The sequence below is a fragment of the Acidobacteriota bacterium genome (genome assembly GCA_016196065.1).
In the GTDB taxonomy this organism is placed as follows: Bacteria; Acidobacteriota; Terriglobia; order Terriglobales; family Acidobacteriaceae; genus Acidiflorens.
Map to the genome: position 1 here is coordinate 15,825 of JACPYL010000015.1, position 14,789 is coordinate 30,613.

Genomic DNA, 14,789 nt, shown 5'->3' on the forward strand with positions numbered 1-14,789 from the left:
CCGGCCCCGCGATGAAGCAAACAAGTTCCTGGTCCGCGGTCAGCAACTACTGCACTAAAGCCAGCCGCGATCGTGGCAGGCGCGGGCCACACGGCCAATTGCGATCGCATAGGCTGCATCGCGCATGTGAAGCTTCTCGCGTCGAGCAAGTTCCGAGACGGCGAAGTACGCGGACGTCATCTTCAGGTCGAGTTTGCCCAGGACCTCGTCCTTCTCCCAGAAGTAGTTCATATTGCTCTGCACCTGTTCGAAGTAGCTGCAGGTGACTCCGCCGGCGTTTGCCAGGAAATCGGGGATGACCAGAATGCCGCGTTCCTTGATCCGCGCATCCGCCTCAGGTGTAGTCGGTCCATTCGCACCCTCAGCGATAATTCGCACGCTCGGACTGATTCGGTCGACATTGTCACCGGTGATCTGGTTTTCCATGGCAGCGGGAATAAGGACTTCCACATCTTGTTCGATCCACGCCTCGCCGGGCAACAGTTCATATCCAAGTTCCTGCGCTTTTCCTTTGTCAATGCCCCCAAAGCGATCGGCTATCGATACCAACTGGTCGAGGTTAATACCATCACGCTTGCGATATGTGTAGGAACATTGGTCGGCTTGGTCCCAACATGAAACCGTAACCACACGGCCGCCCAGGCGCTGATACAACTCGATGGCATAGTGGGCCACGTTGCCGAAGCCCTGCACACTGGCGCGCGTATTTTCGGGCCGGATGCTCAAGTCCTTCAGGGCCTCACGCAGGGTGAAGATCACTCCATAGCCAGTCGCTTCGGTGCGTCCCAGGGAGCCCCCGAGTCCCACTGGTTTGCCAGTGATGAAACCCGGGAATCGACCGCCATGGATTTGTTCGAACTCATCCAGCATCCACAGCATGTGTTGCGAGTTCGTCATGATGTCAGGCGCCGGGACGTCGACAACCGGCCCCACGTTCCGGGCCACCTGGCGAACCCATCCGCGACAGATCTGCTCCTGCTCGCGCATGCTGAGATTGTGGGGATCGCAAATGACTCCCCCCTTGGCTCCGCCCAGTGGAATGTCGACAACGGCACACTTCCATGTCATCCACATGGCAAGGGCGCGGACGGTGTCAATGGTTTCCTGGGGGTGGAAGCGAATCCCCCCTTTTCCCGGCCCACGAGCATCATTGTGCTGCACGCGGAAGCCGCGAAATACTTTCACTTGCCCGTCATCCATTCGCACGGGAATCGCGAACTGATATTCGCGCAGGGGATAGCGGAGGAGGTCCCGCGTCGGAGGATCCAGGCCCAAGTACTCGGCCACTTTGTCGAACTGGGCTTGTGCTATCTGAAATGAATTGAAGGTCTTCACGGATCTTTTCCCAGGTAGAGCGCCGCGGGTATCTTCTTTAGAATCAGTAACCATCTGCTTTGAATCAAGCAGCACGTTTCCCGACATGGTTGTCCTCCGCAGATGCCATCTCCAGTCTGTCATCAACCGACCGCGATACGAAGTGACCGGGCGCACGACGTGTGGTGATGATCGAACGTTGGATCTGAGGAACTGCGCTTTCCGGTGGCTGGGGTCAGTTCTCCTTGCCATTCGCGCCCCGATGCGAATGGACGTCGATGCTTTCGTTAGAATAATGTGGATGTACGTGGGTGTGAATAAATCCAAAGATTGAGCCGTTATCGGCATGAGGTTTTTATGATCCGTTGGCTTATTGCTGGTGTTGTTCTTCTCGTGGCGGTGATGGTTACGTCGATGGTGGTGTTCGCTGGGTCTCCTCCTGTGGTGGGCAGTTTGGCACCTGAGTTCACGCTGAACTCGCAAGAAGGCAAAGCCGTTAGCCTCAAGGATTTCCATGGCTCGTGGGTGGTGTTGTACTTCTATCCCAAGGACTTCACCAGCGGCTGCACGGTCGAGGCCCACAATTTCCAGCGCGATCAGGCGCAATATCAACAGAAGAGTGCGGTCGTACTGGGCGTAAGCGTGGACAGCGCCGATTCTCACAAGCAGTTTTGCACGAAGGAAGGCTTGAACTTCAAACTGCTTGCGGATACCGAATATAAAGTGTCGAACGCGTACGGATCATTGACCAACATGGGTGTGGTGAAGTTCGCTGCGCGGCATACCTTCATCATCAACCCTGATGGCAAGATTGCGCGGGCTTTTACTGAAGTGAATCCCAACAAACATAGCGAAGAGGTCCTGGCCGCCCTCACGGAACTGCAAAAGTAGCGGCACTCTTCTGGCCGAACCAGGGACGGAATGAACTACGACGCGATTCTTGTCACTTCGTTCGGTGGGCCGGAAGGTCCCGATGAAGTGATGCCATTTCTGGAGAACGTGCTGCGCGGCAAGAATGTTCCTCGCGAGCGCATGTTGGAAGTGGCGCAACACTACTATCACTTCGGCGGGAAGAGCCCGATCAACGGGCAGAACCGGCAGTTGATCGCGGCGCTGGAAATCGAACTCGCGCAACACGGACCACGACTTCCCATCTACTGGGGAAACCGAAACTGGCGTCCCATGCTTGCCGACACGCTGGCAAAGATGAAGGCGGATGGCGTTCGCCGCGCGTTGGCCTTCGTGACCTCGGCTTACAGTTCGTATTCAAGTTGCCGGCAATATCGGGAAGATATCGCACGCGCACAGGACGCTGTCGGAGAAGGCGCTCCGGTCGTGGACAAGATCCGCATCTTCCACAACCACCCAGGGTTCGTGGAAGCCGTGACGGACCGCGCGCAGGCAGCATTCGCGCGGATTCCAGCAGAGCGGCGTAAGTCTGCTCACCTCGTGTATACGGCGCACAGTATTCCGACGATGATGGCGCAGGGTTGCGATTACGAGAAGCAGTTGCGGGAGACGGGCCGGTTGGTAGCTGAAGCGCTCAGACACGACAATTGGCAATTGGTTTACCAGAGTCGAAGCGGCCCGGCGTCGCAGCCCTGGCTAGAGCCGGATGTTCTAGACTGCCTGCGTGAAATCAAAGTCCCGGGCGGAAGTTCTGACGTGGTCATCGCGCCCATCGGGTTTGTCTCCGATCACATGGAAATTCTTTTCGATCTGGATACCCAAGCGCGCGAACTCTGTGGGGAGTTGGGCCTGAACATGGTGCGTGCTCGAACGGTGGGCACGCATCCCAGATTCATCCGTATGATTCGGGAACTGGTTCTGGAACGGACGGAAGAGAGTCTCGCCCGGCCAGCGTTAGGCGTACTGGGTGTGCGGCCGGATTTCTGCTCGGCGGAATGCTGTCCTTCAGGCCGGCCAAACCGCTAACTGGCTGCAAATCGTGACTCCAATTCAAGATTCAGGCGCGGCAGGTACTTTCAGCAAGCGATTTGGACTTCACAGCCTTCCCGTCTGTAACCTTCCCACTATCTTCTGTAAGAAAATAAAAACTGCCTGTCGAGTTCGTGGTCCGATGTTCGTCGTCTAAATAGAGCGCAAACAGGGATTGAGAACCCGAAGATTCCAGCTCTACATAACTTAAGGAGACTTAAAGATGCGATTCATGGTCATAGTCAAAGCTACGAAAGAGACGGAGGCGGGAGCCCTCCCCGATCAGAAGATTCTTGCCGAGATGGGCAAATTCAACGAGGAACTAGTCAAAGCCGGCGTGATGCTGGCAGGAGAAGGTTTGCAGTCAAGCGCCAAAGGGGCGCGCGTGCGTTTCTCGGGCAGCAAACGAACCGTGATCGACGGCCCCTTCACCGAGACGAAGGAATTGATTGCCGGCTTCTGTCTATGGCAAGTGAAGTCACTGGCAGAGGCGATTGAGTGGGTGAAGCGCTGCCCCAATCCGCATAACGAGGAAAGCGATATCGAAATTCGGCAGGTTTTCGAAGCCGCGGATTTCGGCGCCGAGTTCACTCCTGAGTTGCGGGAGCAAGAAGAGCGGTTGCGCGCTGAGATCTCGAAAAAGAAAGATTGATCGCTCAAATAACTTCATCTTCGTGTCGATTTAACGGCGGCACGTTCGACGCATAGATAGAGACCGGGAATGGCAGTCGTCGCTGCCGGAGAACTCGGCTCACAACCAAAACTATTAGGAGAATGAACCATGAAATTCATGATGATCGTGAAGGCCGCTGAGAATCAGGGTCCACCGCCTAAGGCGCTGATGGACGCAATTGACAAGCTCGCCGAACAGGAGTCAAAAGCTGGAGTGATGCTCGGCGCCGGCGGGCTCGGACCGACTAACATGGGCGCGCGCGTCCGCCTTGCGGACGGGAAGTTGACGGTCACCGACGGGCCGTTTACGGAAGCGAAAGAAGTGATCGGCGGGTACGCGCAGTTTGAGTTGAAATCGAAAGAAGAGGCAGTGAAGTCGGCAGTCCACTTCATGGAGCTTCACAGGCAACACTGGCCGGGCTGGCAAGGGGAAACCGAAATTCGCCAGATGTTTGGTCCTGAGGATTTCGCTCAAAAGAAATAAGGCGCCGTGGGCTTGCGTTGCCCTGCCGAAAGATGATGTGATCGGTAGCTGTGACGGCTACCGATACGCATCGTGCGATTGACGCAGTGTGGCGGATTGAGTCTCCCCGGCTCATCGCTGGACTTGCGCGGATGGTGCGCGATGTCGGCTTGGCCGAAGATCTCGCGCAGGATGCCCTGGTCATCGCACTGGAACAATGGCCGCAGTCGGGCGTTCCGGACAATCCGGGCGCCTGGCTCATGGCCGCTGCCAAGAATCGTGCCATTGATCGCCTGCGCCGCAACCAGATGCTCGACCGAAAGCACGAAGAACTCGGTCGCCAGCTGGAGAACCGGCGTGAGGAGATCACCGAGGCGAATATGGCGGACCTCGACCGAGCGCTCGACGATGAAGTGGGTGACGACCTACTGCGGCTCGTTTTTGTTTCCTGCCATCCCGTGCTTTCGACGGAGGCACGTGTCGCTCTCACCCTTCGGTTGCTCGGTGGACTTACCACGGATGAGATCGCGCGCGCCTTCCTCGTTCCCGAGCCAACCATCGCACAGCGTATTGTTCGAGCGAAGCGCACGCTGGCGGACAAGCGTGTGCCGTTTGAGGTGCCACGCCGAACAGAACTTGCGGAGCGCCTCGCATCGGTGCTGGAAGTTGTTTATCTCATCTTTAATGAAGGCTACTCGGCGACGGCAGGCGATGACTGGATGCGCCCCGGTCTTTGCGAGGACGCGCTTCGTCTCGGGCGCATCCTCGCCGAATTGGCGCCGAAAGAACCTGAAGTGCATGGGTTGGTAGCGCTGATGGAAATTCAGGCGTCGCGGGCAAGGGCGCGAGTGGGGCCAAACGGCGAGCCGATCTTGTTGTTGGAGCAAAATCGGGCGCAATGGGATTGGATGCTGATCAGCCGCGGACTGGCGGCTCTTGGTCGCGCGGAGGAACTTGGCGGGCTACGTGGACCCTACGCACTACAGGCTGCGATTGCTGCTTGTCATGCGAGGGCGCGGACTGCGGACGAAACCGATTGGTCTCAAATCGTGGCTCTTTACGATGAACTCGGGCGGAGAACGCCGTCCCCGATCATCGAGTTGAACCGCGCGGTTGCGGTGGGGATGGCGAGCGGTCCACAAGCCAGCCTGGATCTCGTGGATGCTCTCGTAGCTGAACCTGCGCTGGCGAATTATTACCTGTTGCCCAGCGTGCGCGGGGACTTGCTCAAGAAACTGGGACGTTTTGATGAAGCCCGTTCGGAGTTTGCGCGGGCGGCTTCGCTGACAAAAAACGCACGCGAGCGGGCATTGCTATTGGAGCGGGCGTCGAGCCTTGGCGGCTAAAGCCGCGTCCAGAAATATCCGCTGATCGCAGCGGTAAACCGCTGCGCCACCCAAAAGCAAGATACAGGGAAGCATGAAAGGAAAACTTCGCCCTGAAATGCCCGGCACTTAGGCGAACTATTCGCCAACGCCAACGATCACTGGCGTTCCACGCGGAGCTTCGTGGGAGCCGCTCTCGGGTTCCAGAGTCACAACGAAAGTTTTGGCTTCCACTCCTTCCGGAAGTGGAGGATTGACGATGGTAGCGCTGCCGCGAGCGTCCGGCTTGAAGAGTCCCGCTGCAATGGGAGCGCCGCCGTTGGCAGGGAACAGCCACAGCTCGTAAACCTTCTCCGGCGGCAGCTGGGGCAGATTGCTGGCGAGGAAGATCAAGTTCCGATTGCGATGCTGGTAGATCGCCTTGCCGCGCGGCTGGGGCTTGCTGCGGGCACTGGCGAGCTCAATCTTCTGCGACGCTGGATCCAATAGAGTCTTTACGATCTCTTTGGTCTCTTGCAGTTCCGTCTGCTGGCCGACGATTTGTGAATGTAGGCCTGCAATCTCCGAGCTAAGGGAGGAGTTCTGGCGCAATAATCCGAGGCAGAGCAGAGCCATCGCTGCAGCTGCAGACCAACCGAGCACTGCCCACCACGAACGCGAACGGGGAGCAGGGGCCGCTACTGGTTTTGGGAAACGAGGTTCGGCGGCGATTGCTGCCATCAGCCGTTGGCGGGAACGGGCGGGCGGCTTTGGGCCGGCGGTCGTCAGCGAGAGCAGGCTCAGATCGCCGCGCAGGGACTCCAACTCGCGACGGCAAGAAGCACAGCCATCGAGATGCTTCTCGAGGGCGATGCGTTCGTCACCTTCCAGAGAGCCGAGCGCGTGCAGCGCCAGATCGTCCGCGAATTGTTCGTGTGCGCTCATGCGATCAATATTTTTCTCAGCGACAAAAGTCCCGTTCGTATTCTTGTTTTTACCGTGCCCAGCGGCTCGCCGGTCTTCTCAGCGATTTCCGTGTGGGTTAATCCTTCAAAATACGCCATCTCAAGAGCAGATCGTTGCGGCGACGGCATACCCTGCAACGCGTCTCGAACTTTTACCATGGCGCGCGAACGGTCCGTCTCGGATGCGAGATCCGTATCGACCGAGACGATCACGTCTTCGATATCGTCTTGCGGACGCCGCTTGCGAAGCGCGTCGATGGCGCGGTTGCGAGCGATCACCGCGAGCCACGCGGCCATGTTGCCGCGGCTGGAATCGAACGCTCCCGGGTTGCGCCAGAGTTGCATGAAGATGTCCTGCAAGACGTCCTCAGCTGCGCCGGTGTCTTGCAGGACACGCAGCGCGACCGCGTACACAATGGACGAAAAACGATCATAGAGAGCCGCCATGGCGCCCTGATCGCCCGACCGGATCGCCGTTACCAGCGCCAGGTCAGGGGGAATCGCGTTGGTCTCAGCGCTCGCCACGCGGATTCTTCGTCCTCCTGAAGTACGTCTCAAAGTGATCGTTGGATTGCAGCAAGCTCGACTCGCCTGATCATGCCGTTGCGGCCTTCAAAAAATAGCAGTCTTGGCGCTGGCGGGCAAGCTGAGGGTACAATTGCGCCTGCTTTACCGTGATTTCGAGGAGAATTGCATGAAATTGCCGGTGCGTTGCATAGTTCTTTCCATTTTGATGCTGGGAATGCCGTTTCTTATCCGTGCACAATCTGCGACTGGAAACTCTGCCGATCGCGAACAAATCCTGCAACTGGAGCGGGACTGGACGCAGTCCTTTGTCGCGATGGATGTTGCCGCCAACCAACGAATTGTGGCCGATGATTTTCTGGGCACGGAGACGGATGGAAAGCGAGTGAAGAAAGCTGACATCATCGCAGAAGTGAAAACGGGAGAGGCGCTGGTTTCCAATCGTTTGAACGAAGACGATGTGACGATTCGCTTTTATGGCCAGACGGCCGTGGTCAATGGCAGTGAGAGCTGGAAACGCAAGGACGGTAAGACGGGGCGCTGGGTCTGGACAGATGTCTTTGTGAAACGCAGTGGCAAATGGCAGGTGGTGGCGTCGCAGGATTTCGAAGTAATGGATAAGTAATCGTTCACAATATGTTGAGATGATTACGCTTCGCGCTTGGCAGCGCGCGTCATCAAGTCTTCGATCGCTCGTTGTGGAGATTTCCCGTCTTCGAGGATCGCATACATCTGTTCGGTGATCGGCATCTCGACGTTTTTCTTCCTCGCCAGTCCGACCGCGGCTTTCGTCGTGAAAACGCCTTCCGCTACGGTGCCATGCATACCGGCGATGATGTCGGCGAGTCTTTGTCCCTTGCCGAGTTCGACGCCCACACTGCGATTACGAGACAGATCGCCGGTGCAGGTAAGGACCAGGTCGCCCAGGCCAGCGAGTCCGGCCATCGTGTCGAGGCGGCCGCCGCAGGCTACGGTCAGGCGTGCGATTTCGGCGAGTCCACGGGTGATCAACGCAGCTACCGAATTATGTCCCAGGCCGAGCCCGGCGCAAACTCCAGCCGCAATCGCGATGATGTTCTTGAGCGCTCCGCCCAGTTCGACTCCGATTACATCGTCATTGGTGTAGACGCGGAAACGGGAGTCGTTAAACGCCTCTTGCACGATGCGCGCTAGTTCTGTATCGACGGACGCCACCGTAACCGCAGTCGGATCGCCGCGCGCAACTTCCTTGGCAAATGATGGCCCACTCAAAGCGCCGATACGCGGAGTGAAGGGAACGCTGCGGAGAGTATCCGTGATGACTTCCGAGATCCGCAGAAGAGTTCCATCTTCCAATCCCTTGGTGCAGCTGACGAAGAGCATTTGTGGCTTAAGGCTGGGTGCCATGCGCGCAAACAATGATCGGCAATGTTGCGATGGCATGACACTGACCACGATCTCGGCGCCTTCCACGGCATGGGACAAATCTCCAGTGGCATGAATGGAGTCGGGGAGCGTAAAGCCGGGCAGAAACCGCTCGTTGACGTGACGCTGCTCCATGCTCTGGCAAACATCTGGCTCATTTGCCCAGAGACGGACTGTATGCGCGCCCTTTCTGCCGAGAACCATGGCTAGAGCCGTTCCCCAGGCGCCTGCTCCGATAATTGCGACGCGGCTCATCGTGCTCGCGCCCCTAACTTTGGTTCGGTGCCAGCGGCTATTCGTGCGATATTCTGGCGATGTTTCCAGATGATCAGGGAAGATGCAGCCAACATGAGAAGAATCGCGCCGGGTTCGACCGCCTCACGTAGTCCCCATGCAAGAAGCGGAAGAGGCGCAGTCGCCACGACCGATCCCAGAGAGACGTAACGGAAGATGGCGACGACCACGACAAAAATCCCGAGCATACAGAGGATCGACTTGGGAGCGATCATGACAAACGAGCCGAAGCCGGTCGCCACGCCCTTGCCTCCGCGAAACTTCAGCCACACGGGGAACATGTGTCCGACTACGGCAAAGAAGGCGGCCGTGGTCAGGACGAGTGTCTGGTGAGGATGCGCGATGAGAATCCTGGTCAGCACCACTGCTGCAATTCCTTTACCCGCGTCAAGTAGAAGGGTCGCGACGCCCAACGCCGGCGATTTGCGCGCGACGTTGGTGGCGCCAATGTTCCCACTTCCGCTGGAGCGCACGTCTTCGCCTCGAAAAATGCGCACCAGCAGGTATCCGAAGGGAATGGATCCCAGCAGATAACTGAGTGCCGCGGTGATGACGAAAGCATTCATGTGAGCGTAGTAGTTTCAGTGCAGCGGAAAGCTTTGCAGTTTCGTGTATTTCGATCCGCTCGGCGAGAGTTGACTCTGATAAAGAAAAAACTCGCGAGCGGTCATTGTACCGAAGTCGATCTCGCGGAGGGCTGCGAGCCGTTTCTGCAACAGGGAAAAAGTAGAGTTTGCCCGATCCCCTTTGCGCCACCTGGGTGCGCCGGAACCGCCGGCGGCTCGAGCCAGTGTCAAATGCGGGCTGAAAGGGCGTTCTTCGCGAGGAATCTTCAGCGCCCCGAGTGCTATGTCGACGTTGTGCGCCAGGACCTCGAGTGCTTCGCCGGCCTGAATGCCGATCCAAAATACGCGGGGCGCCGTGGCTGTGGGGAAGAATCCGTAGCCACGGAATCGAATTTCCATGCTGTCGCAGGAAACGCCGCGCAGAGTCTCCTTGATTGCTGCAACTTGTTCTTCTCTTTGCTCGCCGATGAATTTCAGCGTGACGTGAAGCGACTCCGGCCGAACCCAGCGTGCTTCGGGAACGAACTCGCGAACTCCGTCGAGAAAGCGGACAATCTTCTCGCGAATGCTGTCTTCAAGATCGATGGCCACAAATATTCTCATGGATATTCAGGTGGTTCCTCGATTGTGCTTCTCGCGTCAGCGTCCTGCAAATTCACGATAGCCGATCAGCCGAATCGATTGTTGATCCAGGAATTCCCGCAGTTCCGGCGACGTCAACAGTTCGCGCTCCCGCTCGCGTGACGCAAGCAGCCGAGTGTGTGCCGACCGCAAGTCCGCATCGTCGTAACCGGGATGGCAAACCAGTTCCCATGTACCGTCCGGCAAGTCGGTCAGTGCCTGGCGAAGCAGGGTAGCGTCGAACGAACCGGTTTCGACCACGCCAAGTGCGCCATCCGGAGTTGCGAGGCCTGCTCGTTTCATTTTTTCTTTGAAGCGCAACGAGAAGGTATTCAAGAGGCGAACCTGTCCATAGCGTTTCCACAGTCCGGGATGCCGTGAAAACAAGCGCGGCCGCAGGGAACTAGCAGGGACGAACGGGTTCCGAACCGCAGGCACGCCGGTGATCCGGGCGGCCTGAACGAGTGCATGGAGGATCGGCGGAAAGATGTGGGTATGTTTGTGGGTGTCCAGGTGAGTGACTTGCAGGCCTGCCGCATGAAGCTGCTTCACTTGCGCCACGATCTCATGTACCAGTTGATCGGGGTCGAAATGATGCAGCATCGCCCTGGCGGCCACAGACGAAATGCTCGAATGAAAACGGCTGGACGGCCCGCCGCGATGCGAAAGCAGAGTGGGTATCTCTTCCTGCCTGGAAAGCGGCGCGCCATCCACCAAGACAACGTGACATCCCACCGAGAGCCGAGGTGAGGAGCGAGCCAGTTCGACGCCGTCGCGAAACGCGGCTCCACTCGCCATCAACGTCGCTGAAGTAACGATCCCGCTCGTATGCGTTTCACGAATGGCACGGTTGATGCCTGCCGTCATGCCCAGGTCGTCCGCATTCACAATCAGCCGTCGCACGGAGAGAGTGTAGCAGCCGACTTTACTTTGGCGGTTGCGTTTGCAGGCTGCACGATTTGACCCTGCTAGAGGCGTCCAGTATTCTCAATTTGGGCGCCATTCACGTTGTGTCGATGAGTCCGCCCACCCCGCGACGCGGGCGGTTAGCTCAGTTGGTTAGAGCGCCTGCCTTACAAGCAGGAGGTCGCAGGTTCGAGCCCTGCACTGCCCACCAGTCATTCTCAAGCTCCCGATGTGGCTAGTCATCAATCTCAAAAAATGGGAGTACGGGGCTGAATTGTGTTCGAGTCTCGCGACGATAGGTGGCGATAAAGGGCCGTGTAAAAGCTATTGACGCGCGCCCGGCGCGAAGTTATGCTCCCGTGATTTCCGGGACTGATTCAATCGGTCCAAGCGACTCCCCCGCGATTCCACGGACTCAAGGTTCTTGCCTTCCGGAGGCTTCTATGAACAGCGAACACGATGTGCCTCTTGGCGGGGCTTTCTCACGGAGCGTTCTTGCGGCCTTCATCGTCCTTGCTCCGCTGTCAATGCTCGGACAGGTAGCACCTTCAACCCGCGTGGCAGGGAGCCTGCCTGTGGCACAAGCAGTGGACGCGAACACTGACCTGTTCTTGCCCGCGGTTGCGTATGACTCTGGCGGGCCGCGATCATCGTCCGTCGCGGTCGTGGACCTGAATGGCGACGGTAAACCAGATTTGGTTGTCGTCAACAATAACCCGGAGCAGGGCGTGGATAGCACGGTTGGCGTCATGCTCGGCCGTGGCGATGGGACGTTCAAGCCGGTGGTTCTCTACGACCTGGGACTAGGCGGTGCGAACACAGTTGCAGTCGGCGATTTGAATCACGATGGTAAGCCCGATCTTATTGTGGCCAGTTCCGGCAATGTCAGTGTGTTGCTGGGCAACGGCGATGGTTCCGTCAAAGCGGCGGTGGTCTACGGTTCGGACGGCAGGCTGTACAGCGACGGATCAGTTCCCCCGCTGATTGCAGATCTCAACGGAGACGGCAAGCAGGACGTAATCGTCGTGAACCAAACCGATCAAAACAATCAGAATGGATCCGCGGCCGTTTTTCTGGGAAATGGTGACGGCACGTTGCAAGCCGTGAAGGTCTACGACTCCGGCGGTTTTCTTGTCAGTTCGATCGCTCTTGCCGATCTCAATGCGGACGGCATTCAAGATATTGTTGTACTGAATTGCAGCCTGGCCGGATCAACTGCGTGTCCCGGCGATGTCGCGACCGTGGGTATCCTGTTGGGCAAGGGCGACGGTACCTTCCGGGCGGTCACAAGCTATCCCCGGGCCGGATTGGGAGCAGATTCATCTCCCGTGGTGGTCGCGGACGTGAACCGTGATGGCATCCCAGATCTACTCGTCGGAAACTCTTGTAAGTTCGTGAAATCCCATTGCGCTTCTGATGCCTTGGTGAGTGTATTCATCGGCAAAGGTGACGGAGCTTTCCGGAGCGCGGTGAATTATGACTCGGGCGGCGGCAATGTCTTTTCGATCGCGGTTGCCGACGTTTACGGTGATCAGAAGCTTGATCTGGTCGTGTCGGATCGCGATGCAGTTGTGTTGCGGGGAAATGGAGATGGGACTTTCCTTTTTCCGGACACTTATGGAAATCTGGGCTACACATCCGGCGTTGTAGTGAAGGACCTGAATGGCGACGGAAAGCCTGATTTGATCTCGGTTGGAGTCACTTCGGTCAGTTTTGTTTCCGTATTGCTTGGAAATGGCAGTGGTTTTTCGGCGCCGCTGTTTTTTCAAACAGCCGGTTTTGGAATTGTTCTACCCGCTATCGAGGATGTGAATTCGGACGCGAGGCCTGACCTGATCGCCGTGAATTTCTGCAACGACAGTTTCTGCAGGGGGCCTGACGGCAGCCTCGGCGTTCTCCTCAATAACCCAGGTGTTGTATTCAACAGCACCACGACTACGGTGACTTCCGACATTGATCCGGCTCCTCTGAACCAACCGGTTACCTATACCGTCAGGGTCACCAGCGCGACTGGGAATCCACTGCCAGGGCAGGTTGTGTGCTTCGCCCATCCGAAGAATTATCTAAGTCCCTTTTTCAGCGGGACACTGGTGAACAACCAGGCAATTTTCAGCATTCAATACAAGACGCTCGGTACCCACCGGGTCCAGTGCGAATACATGGGCGATTCTGTGAATTCCGGGAGCATATCCCTCAATCTTTCGGAGTACATTCGACAGCTTCCGGTCGGATCGAAGACCATACTTACCACCTCCGGTTCTCCGTCGCACGTGGGCGAGTCCGTGACCTTTACCGCGTCGGTGACGTCGAATTTTGGAAAAATCCCGGATGGCGAACTGATCGCGTTCTATGACGGGGCAAAAGCGCTCGGCTCGGCGCCCGTATCCGGTGGAACAGCAGCATTCACCACGTCGTCGCTATCCGCGAAAAAGCACACGATGAAAGCGGTGTATGCCGGGGATTCAACGTTCCAGATGAGTCATGGAACCGTCATCCAAATCGTGGAACCGTAAGAGCAAAACCACGCACGGCAGATGCTTGATCTGTCGAGATCCATCGCGCTTCTGCCAGCGCAGTAGTCATCATTGCGGTAGTGGTTGATAGATCGCCATGCCACCCGCAACTGACCTTGGCAGGCTGGGCCGGAATCAGAGTTGGTGTAATTGCTTGTTAACGTTACCCACTATGGCGATAGAGATGGCATGAACGTGCAGTCTAAAATTGCTCTTGTAGGAGATTCCAACTCTGTTTGAGACAACGGACGATTCAACCCTAATCCGCAGGATCATAGTAGGCCTTATAGAATTCGGCACTGTGGCATTGCGCCCTTTTAGGTCGCAAAGCAACATGGCGACATCTTCTAAGCGGCTTCGTGGCCTTCTACGTTGTCTTCTTCCTTTGGGGCCACTTCCTCGGTTATCGAAGATGGCACCCGGAGTTCCATATAGTCCGCGAAACGTTCAGGAGTTCAGCAATTTCGGCCATTCCACTAGCTCTTGGAGCAACTGTCTCTTCCTATTTGTTTGTTATTGCGGGAAAGTAATGGCTCTGCGTAGATGTCAACTCGACCCCGCACGCTGAGGGCAGTTAGTTGGTGCTAAGGCCTGTTTACAATAGTTACGCTCTGGTAAATTGGAGACTAAGGAGATAGCTATGAAGAAAATTGCGTTGTATTTGTGCCTGTTAACTCTCTGCAGCGTGACACTGCTGGCTCAAACCCGAGGCACTCGCATAGTGCATACAAAGGAGAAGTCAGGGATCCACGTGCCGGCGCAGGAAGCCCCAGTTGGTCTAACGAAGATTTACAACAATCTCGGCAAGAAGACGGATGCCTACTACGACCAAAGCGGTTGGTTCATTGGTGGGTCGTACAGAGTTTCTATTGCGATACCTTTCACGCCCAAACTGGACTCCCATGTGTCGCAGGTGCAAGCAGCGATTCAATACGCGGGCTTCGGAGCTAACCAGGTCGATCTGAGTGTCTGGAGCGACAATAATGGCGTTCCCTCCGGGCGACTGGCCGGACCGGTGACGGTAACCAACCTGCCTGTCACTGGTACTTGTTGTACTCTGGCCGTGGCTAATTTCCCACCTTTTGCGGTGACCGCAGGAACCAAATACTGGCTGGTCGCGGGTGTGCCTCTGAACGGCCCGGGTAGCGACTTCCAGGGGCTATGGGCATTTGTTCCCAAAATCGTCCCTTTTGCAGAGTCGCTTCAGGCGCTTAACGATTCGTGGACTGCAATGTCGGCCAATGATTTGCCTGCTGGTGCAGTGTTGGGGACGATCCCATAGCAAAGTATTCGCAGCGCATTCT

15 protein-coding genes and 1 tRNA gene are annotated in these 14,789 nt (G+C 57.0%); 9 read left to right on the forward strand and 7 right to left on the reverse strand.

Going from position 1 to position 14,789, the window contains the following annotated elements; all coding sequences use genetic code 11:
- Window positions 1-54: 54 nt before the first annotated feature.
- A complete protein-coding gene (locus HY010_15920; protein MBI3477220.1) occupies window positions 55-1,389 on the reverse strand; it encodes a Glu/Leu/Phe/Val dehydrogenase in 1,335 nt (444 codons plus the stop codon).
- Window positions 1,390-1,671: 282 nt separating this feature from the next.
- Here HY010_15920 and HY010_15925 point away from each other — a divergent pair, with 282 nt between their 5' ends.
- The 5 genes from HY010_15925 (at window position 1,672) to HY010_15945 (ending at window position 5,733) form a co-directional block, all read left to right on the forward strand.
- Window positions 1,672-2,205, forward strand: coding sequence for a peroxiredoxin (locus HY010_15925; protein MBI3477221.1), 534 nt, complete (start codon window positions 1,672-1,674; stop codon window positions 2,203-2,205).
- 30 nt (window positions 2,206-2,235) lie between these two features.
- Entirely contained in the window at window positions 2,236-3,249 is a 1,014-nt protein-coding gene (locus tag HY010_15930; protein ID MBI3477222.1) for a ferrochelatase, read from the forward strand.
- A gap of 226 nt (window positions 3,250-3,475) precedes the next feature.
- On the forward strand, window positions 3,476-3,904 hold the full coding sequence (locus HY010_15935) for a YciI family protein (protein MBI3477223.1): 429 nt from the start codon (window positions 3,476-3,478) through the stop codon (window positions 3,902-3,904).
- Between the two features lie 129 nt (window positions 3,905-4,033).
- A complete protein-coding gene (locus HY010_15940) occupies window positions 4,034-4,408 on the forward strand; it encodes a hypothetical protein (GenBank protein MBI3477224.1) in 375 nt (124 codons plus the stop codon).
- 50 nt (window positions 4,409-4,458) lie between these two features.
- Complete coding sequence (locus tag HY010_15945) at window positions 4,459-5,733, forward strand: RNA polymerase sigma factor (protein ID MBI3477225.1); 1,275 nt, start codon at window positions 4,459-4,461, stop codon at window positions 5,731-5,733.
- Window positions 5,734-5,850: 117 nt separating this feature from the next.
- On the opposite strand, the gene HY010_15950 is transcribed toward HY010_15945, so the two are convergent.
- Window positions 5,851-6,636: an anti-sigma factor gene (locus HY010_15950; GenBank protein ID MBI3477226.1), complete on the reverse strand. Its 786-nt coding sequence runs from the start codon at window positions 6,634-6,636 to the stop codon at window positions 5,851-5,853.
- Window positions 6,633-7,103 (reverse strand): sigma-70 family RNA polymerase sigma factor, encoded by a 471-nt coding sequence (locus HY010_15955; GenBank protein MBI3477227.1) that lies wholly within the window; start codon window positions 7,101-7,103, stop codon window positions 6,633-6,635. Before HY010_15955 ends, HY010_15950 begins: the two co-directional genes overlap by 4 nt.
- 247 nt (window positions 7,104-7,350) lie before the next feature.
- On the opposite strand from HY010_15955, the gene HY010_15960 reads away from it, so the two are divergent.
- The gene (locus HY010_15960) at window positions 7,351-7,806 is read left to right on the forward strand and encodes a nuclear transport factor 2 family protein (protein ID MBI3477228.1); all 456 of its coding nucleotides are present in this window, start codon (window positions 7,351-7,353) and stop codon (window positions 7,804-7,806) included.
- Window positions 7,807-7,829: 23 nt separating this feature from the next.
- Here the strand turns inward: HY010_15960 and HY010_15965 are convergent, their stop codons facing one another.
- The 4 genes from HY010_15965 to HY010_15980 are packed head-to-tail and all read right to left on the reverse strand — an operon-like array spanning window position 7,830 to window position 10,969.
- On the reverse strand, window positions 7,830-8,840 hold the full coding sequence (locus HY010_15965; GenBank protein ID MBI3477229.1) for an NAD(P)-dependent glycerol-3-phosphate dehydrogenase: 1,011 nt from the start codon (window positions 8,838-8,840) through the stop codon (window positions 7,830-7,832).
- Window positions 8,837-9,445: a glycerol-3-phosphate 1-O-acyltransferase PlsY gene (gene plsY, locus HY010_15970; GenBank protein ID MBI3477230.1), complete on the reverse strand. Its 609-nt coding sequence runs from the start codon at window positions 9,443-9,445 to the stop codon at window positions 8,837-8,839. Before plsY ends, HY010_15965 begins: the two co-directional genes overlap by 4 nt.
- A gap of 15 nt (window positions 9,446-9,460) precedes the next feature.
- A complete protein-coding gene (thpR, locus tag HY010_15975) occupies window positions 9,461-10,048 on the reverse strand; it encodes an RNA 2',3'-cyclic phosphodiesterase (protein MBI3477231.1) in 588 nt (195 codons plus the stop codon).
- A gap of 36 nt (window positions 10,049-10,084) precedes the next feature.
- Window positions 10,085-10,969 (reverse strand): ChbG/HpnK family deacetylase, encoded by an 885-nt coding sequence (locus HY010_15980; GenBank protein ID MBI3477232.1) that lies wholly within the window; start codon window positions 10,967-10,969, stop codon window positions 10,085-10,087.
- Window positions 10,970-11,106: 137 nt separating this feature from the next.
- Here HY010_15980 and HY010_15985 point away from each other — a divergent pair.
- The 3 genes from HY010_15985 (at window position 11,107) to HY010_15995 (ending at window position 14,767) form a co-directional block, all read left to right on the forward strand.
- Window positions 11,107-11,183, forward strand: a tRNA-Val gene (locus HY010_15985).
- Between the two features lie 232 nt (window positions 11,184-11,415).
- Complete coding sequence (locus HY010_15990) at window positions 11,416-13,485, forward strand: VCBS repeat-containing protein (protein MBI3477233.1); 2,070 nt, start codon at window positions 11,416-11,418, stop codon at window positions 13,483-13,485.
- Between the two features lie 640 nt (window positions 13,486-14,125).
- On the forward strand, window positions 14,126-14,767 hold the full coding sequence (locus tag HY010_15995; GenBank protein MBI3477234.1) for a hypothetical protein: 642 nt from the start codon (window positions 14,126-14,128) through the stop codon (window positions 14,765-14,767).
- Window positions 14,768-14,789: the final 22 nt, after the last annotated feature.

Coding starts and splice junctions, on each gene's coding strand:
- HY010_15920 (MBI3477220.1), bottom strand. CDS start 1,389: ATGGTTACTGATTCTAAAGAAGATACCCGCGGCGCTCTACCTGGGAAA.
- HY010_15955 (MBI3477227.1), bottom strand. CDS start 7,103: ATGGCGGCTCTCTATGATCGTTTTTCGTCCATTGTGTACGCGGTCGCG.
- HY010_15990 (MBI3477233.1), top strand. CDS start 11,416: ATGAACAGCGAACACGATGTGCCTCTTGGCGGGGCTTTCTCACGGAGC.
- plsY (MBI3477230.1), bottom strand. CDS start 9,445: ATGAATGCTTTCGTCATCACCGCGGCACTCAGTTATCTGCTGGGATCC.
- HY010_15965 (MBI3477229.1), bottom strand. CDS start 8,840: ATGAGCCGCGTCGCAATTATCGGAGCAGGCGCCTGGGGAACGGCTCTA.
- HY010_15930 (MBI3477222.1), top strand. CDS start 2,236: ATGAACTACGACGCGATTCTTGTCACTTCGTTCGGTGGGCCGGAAGGT.
- HY010_15935 (MBI3477223.1), top strand. CDS start 3,476: ATGCGATTCATGGTCATAGTCAAAGCTACGAAAGAGACGGAGGCGGGA.
- thpR (MBI3477231.1), bottom strand. CDS start 10,048: ATGAGAATATTTGTGGCCATCGATCTTGAAGACAGCATTCGCGAGAAG.
- HY010_15960 (MBI3477228.1), top strand. CDS start 7,351: ATGAAATTGCCGGTGCGTTGCATAGTTCTTTCCATTTTGATGCTGGGA.
- HY010_15995 (MBI3477234.1), top strand. CDS start 14,126: ATGAAGAAAATTGCGTTGTATTTGTGCCTGTTAACTCTCTGCAGCGTG.
- HY010_15950 (MBI3477226.1), bottom strand. CDS start 6,636: ATGAGCGCACACGAACAATTCGCGGACGATCTGGCGCTGCACGCGCTC.
- HY010_15940 (MBI3477224.1), top strand. CDS start 4,034: ATGAAATTCATGATGATCGTGAAGGCCGCTGAGAATCAGGGTCCACCG.
- HY010_15925 (MBI3477221.1), top strand. CDS start 1,672: ATGATCCGTTGGCTTATTGCTGGTGTTGTTCTTCTCGTGGCGGTGATG.